General features: G+C 70.3%; 1 protein-coding gene. It reads left to right on the forward strand.

Going from position 1 to position 1,934, the window contains the following annotated elements; all coding sequences use genetic code 11:
* The first annotated feature begins 334 nt into the window (after nucleotides 1-334).
* Complete coding sequence (locus HW445_RS28935) at nucleotides 335-1,915, forward strand: methylmalonyl-CoA mutase (protein ID WP_151771655.1); 1,581 nt, start codon at nucleotides 335-337, stop codon at nucleotides 1,913-1,915.
* The last annotated feature ends 19 nt before the right edge of the window (nucleotides 1,916-1,934 follow it).

Genomic DNA, 1,934 nt, shown 5'->3' on the forward strand with positions numbered 1-1,934 from the left:
CTGCCCGGCTGCACCGTGCACCCCGCGACGGCGGCCGCCACCGCCAGCGAGGCCGCCGCCCACCACGTCGTCTTCCGTCTTCCCATCGCGGCGACCCCCGTCGTCCGTGTGCCGCACCCGGCCTGATGCGCCTGTTGCCGTCATGCTCCCCGCACCGGCCGGTGGCTGAACCACGGCTCACTCTCGCGTGTCGTGCGGCGCGTGTTGTGAGCAAGGTCCCAGCGCGTGACCCTCCACCGGCAGCGGGCCCGCCGCTACAGTCCGTGGCAGGTCTCCCCGGTCTCGGTGAGTGACCCCAACGGCGTGAACCAGCAAGGACGCGGAGGCACATTCCATGGCACGCGAGTCGGAGTCCGGACTGCCCATCGAGCCGGTCTACGGACCGGGTGCCCTGGAGGGCTGGGAACCGGCCGGCAAGGTCGGTGAGCCGGGCTCGTACCCCTTCACCCGCGGCGTCTACCCGTCGATGTACACGGGCCGCCCCTGGACCATGCGGCAGTACGCCGGCTTCGGTACCGCCGTCGAGTCCAACCAGCGGTACAAGCAGCTCATCGCCAACGGCACCATGGGCCTCTCGGTCGCCTTCGACCTGCCCACCCAGATGGGCCACGACTCCGACGCCCCGATCGCCCACGGCGAGGTCGGCAAGGTCGGCGTCGCGATCGACTCCGTCGACGACATGCGGGTCCTCTTCGACGGCATCCCGCTGGACAAGGTGTCCACGTCGATGACCATCAACGCCCCCGCCTCCCTGCTGCTCCTGCTCTACCAACTGGTCGCCGAGGAGCAGGGCGTCGGCGCCGACAAGCTCACCGGCACCATCCAGAACGACGTGCTCAAGGAGTACATCGCCCGCGGGACCTACATCTTCCCGCCCAAGCCGTCGCTGCGGCTGATCGCGGACATCTTCAAGTACTGCAAGGCCGAGATCCCGAAGTGGAACACCATCTCGATCTCCGGCTACCACATGGCCGAGGCCGGCGCCTCGCCCGCGCAGGAGATCGCCTTCACCCTCGCCGACGGCATCGAGTACGTCCGCACCGCGGTCGCCGCCGGCATGGACGTGGACGACTTCGCGCCCCGGCTGTCGTTCTTCTTCGTGGCCCGCACCACGATCCTCGAAGAGGTCGCCAAGTTCCGTGCCGCCCGCCGCATCTGGGCCCGGGTCATGCGCGAGGAGTTCGGCGCGAAGAACCCCAAGTCGATGATGCTCCGCTTCCACACCCAGACCGCGGGCGTCCAGCTCACCGCCCAGCAGCCCGAGGTCAACCTGGTCCGCGTCGCGGTCCAGGGCCTGGCGGCGGTGCTCGGCGGAACGCAGTCGCTGCACACCAACTCCTTCGACGAGGCCATCGCCCTGCCCACCGACAAGTCGGCCCGCCTGGCGCTGCGCACCCAGCAGGTCCTCGCCTACGAGACCGACGTGACGGCCACCGTCGACCCGTTCGCCGGCTCCTACGTCGTGGAGCGGATGACCGACGACCTGGAGGAGCTGATCGTCGGACTGATGGACAAGGTCGAGGAGATGGGCGGTGCGGTCTCCGCCATCGAGCGCGGCTTCCAGAAGGCGGAGATCGAGCGCAGCGCCTACCGGATCTCCCAGGAGACCGACGCCGGTGAGCGCGTCGTGGTGGGCGTCAACCGCTTCCAGCTCGACGAGGAGGAGCCCTACGAGCCGCTGCGGGTCGACCCGGCGATCGAGGCCCAGCAGGCCGAGCGGCTGGCCCGGCTGCGTGCCGAGCGGGACCAGGCGGCGGTGGACACGGCGCTGGAGGCCCTGAAGAAGGCCGCCCACGGCGAGGACAACGTCCTGTACCCGATGAAGGACGCGCTGCGCGCCCGTGCCACCGTCGGCGAGGTCTGCGACGCCCTGCGCGAGGTGTGGGGCACGTACGTGCCCTCCGACGCCTTCTGACCGCCCCACCGGTCCGCCG

The sequence above is a fragment of the Streptomyces sp. UH6 genome (genome assembly GCF_013421635.1).
Classification (GTDB): Bacteria; Actinomycetota; Actinomycetes; order Streptomycetales; family Streptomycetaceae; genus Streptomyces; species Streptomyces abyssomicinicus.